General features: G+C 38.4%; 2 protein-coding genes and 1 other RNA gene. All 3 read right to left on the bottom strand.

All coding sequences use genetic code 11. From position 1 onward, the window contains the following. Positions 1–49: 49 nt before the first annotated feature. The 3 genes from ssrS to GX687_02630 all read right to left on the bottom strand — a co-directional run bounded on the left by ssrS (position 50) and on the right by GX687_02630 (position 2,453). Positions 50–230, bottom strand: a non-coding RNA gene (gene ssrS, locus GX687_02640) — 6S RNA. 76 nt (positions 231–306) lie between these two features. Then, complete coding sequence (gene aspS / locus GX687_02635) at positions 307–2,094, bottom strand: aspartate--tRNA ligase (protein ID HHX96348.1); 1,788 nt, start codon at positions 2,092–2,094, stop codon at positions 307–309. After that, a complete protein-coding gene (locus GX687_02630) occupies positions 2,091–2,453 on the bottom strand; it encodes a hypothetical protein (protein HHX96347.1) in 363 nt (120 codons plus the stop codon). The genes aspS and GX687_02630 overlap by 4 nt, the downstream gene beginning before the upstream one ends. Positions 2,454–2,506: the final 53 nt, after the last annotated feature.

Raw genomic sequence — 2,506 nt, 5'->3', positions numbered from 1 at the left:
TTTTATTCAATAGACATAAAAGAAAGCATTCAGACAATTCCCTCTATAATCTAACCCCACCATGCCGTGATGCCGTCGTTTTGAACCTGCGCTCGGCAGGTGGGTGCCCTCCCAATTGCTTTTTGTGTCCCATCTCTGTAGGCCTACAAGCCACAACTGAAGTCCGGGCTCCCAATGTTAAGGTGTTGGCTCAAAACAAGCGGCCAAACTCACGAACACCGCAGGGTGATTACCTAACCTTGTAAGTTTATGTTAACACAAGATAAGTCACATTGCAAGATTAGAAACTAACAAAAATCCCCCTAATTATTCCTCATCAGTAATAATCTGCAAATGTAGTTCTGCGAGTTGTGCCGCAAAAACCTCGGAAGGAGCTTCTGTCATTAAATCTGCAGCACTTTGTGTTTTTGGAAAAGCAATTACATCCCTAATAGTTTGTCTTTTAGCAAGTAGCATAATTAAACGATCTATACCCAAGGCTATACCACCATGTGGAGGCACACCATATTCAAAAGCCTCTAGAAGAAAACCGAATTTCTCCCGTATTTCTTGGGTAGTTAAACCTAAAGTTTTAAACATTAGTTCTTGAATTTCTTTTTGATGAATACGAATACTGCCACCGCCAATTTCTACACCATTAAGAACTAAATCATAGGCCTGGGCTCTAACCTTTTCTGGTGAAGTAGCCCAAAGCGGCAAATCTTCGTAATGTGGGGAAGTAAAAGGATGGTGTACAGCTGTCCACCTTTTTTCCTGTTCATCATATTCCAATAAAGGAAAATCAACCACCCATAAGAAATTAAAAAGTTCCTCATTAATTAAACCCAAACACTTACCCAATTCCAAACGCAAGTGGCCCAAAGCGGCGGCTACAACAGAAGGCTTGTCGGCTACAAATAAAAGCAAATCCCCAGGCTGACCGTCCAAAGCTTTTACTATCCTTTCACCCTCCTCATTAGTAAAAAACTTTTTAATTGGTGACTTAATACCTGTTTCCGTAAGTATAAAATAAGCTAAGCCCTTTGCTCCGTAAACTTTAACCAATTTGGTTAAATCATCAATTTCCTTACGCGAATAATTTCCACAGCCCTTAGCATTAATAGCTTTTACTTGACCACCATTTTTAATGACTTCTTTAAAAACCTTAAATTCGGTTTCCTTAACAATTTCACTTATCTCTACCAATTTTAGATTAAATCGCAAATCTGGTTTATCTGTTCCATAATCTGCCACTGCTTGTTGATAACTTAAACGCGGTAGCGGGATTTCAAGTTCTACCCCTAAACATTCTTTAAATAATTCTTTTAACATTACCTCTATTAGCTCTAAAATATCTTCTTGTTCGACAAAAGACATTTCTATGTCTAATTGGGTAAATTCAGGCTGACGATCTGCTCGTAAATCTTCATCACGAAAACAGCGTGCAATTTGATAATATTTATCAAAACCGGCAGCCATTAATAATTGCTTAAATAATTGTGGTGATTGTGGTAAAGCAAAAAATTTACCTGCAGATAACCGACTAGGCACTAAATAGTCGCGTGCTCCTTCTGGTGTACTTTTAGTTAAAAGTGGTGTCTCTATTTCTAAAAAGCCTTTTTTCGAAAAATATTGGCGTATTACTTGTAGTGCTTGATGTCTTAATTTAAAATTTTTTTGCATAAGCGGACGGCGCAAATCCAAATAACGATATCGCAAACGAATATTTTCATCCACATCTATTTGATCTGTAATGTAAAAAGGAGGAGTTTTAGCTTTACTTAGGATCCGCAGTTCTTCAGCTAAAACCTCAATTTCACCTGTTTTTAAATCAGGATTTACCGTTCCTACAGGTCGCCGAGCAACTACTCCTACCACGGCGACAACATCTTCGTTTCTAACTGTTTCCGCCTTTTTAAATAATTCGCTGCCTTGATCTGGATTAAAAACAATCTGTAAACAACCTTCTCGATCCCTTAAATCCAAAAAAATTACCCCACCGTGGTCTCTGCGGCGATGTATCCAGCCCATTAAAGTTACCTTTTTACCCACCTCTGTTTTACCAACTAAACCACAATAATGACTTCTTTTTAATCCCTTTAAGCTTTCACTCATCTTTCTTTTCCCCCTAATTTTTCCCCTAAATAAACCACTAAATTTTCATATGCAATCTTCTTTTGTTCACCACTAGACATGTTCCGAATCACCACTTCTTGCTTCTGTAATTCAATTTCACCTAAAATTACGGTATATAAAACTCCCAAACGGTCTGCTGTTTTTAATTGTGATTTTAAACTGCGTGCCAAATAATCCCGTTCCACCAATAAACCCCTTTGGCGTAATTCCTGAACTATTTTCACACTTTCTCGTACAGCTTTTTCACCGATAGCAGCAACAAAAACTTGACTTGACCGCTGAATAGGAAATTTAACTCCCTGACTTTCCATAGCCACTAAAACGGCTTTTGAAATCATGGTTCCGGAAATTGGGGCCCAAAGCTCTATTGGTGGTGGTGGCCGCTATGATC

It is taken from the genome of Clostridia bacterium (assembly GCA_012841935.1).
GTDB lineage: Bacteria > Bacillota > Peptococcia > DRI-13 > DTU073 > DUTS01.
Note: the sequence above shows the minus strand (reverse complement) of the source record. Positions and strands in the feature narration are given on the sequence as shown.

Excerpts from the sequence above, each read along its gene's own strand:
- GX687_02630 (HHX96347.1), bottom strand. The coding sequence starts at position 2,453 with ATGATTTCAAAAGCCGTTTTAGTGGCTATGGAAAGTCAGGGAGTTAAA.
- aspS (HHX96348.1), bottom strand. The coding sequence starts at position 2,094 with ATGAGTGAAAGCTTAAAGGGATTAAAAAGAAGTCATTATTGTGGTTTA.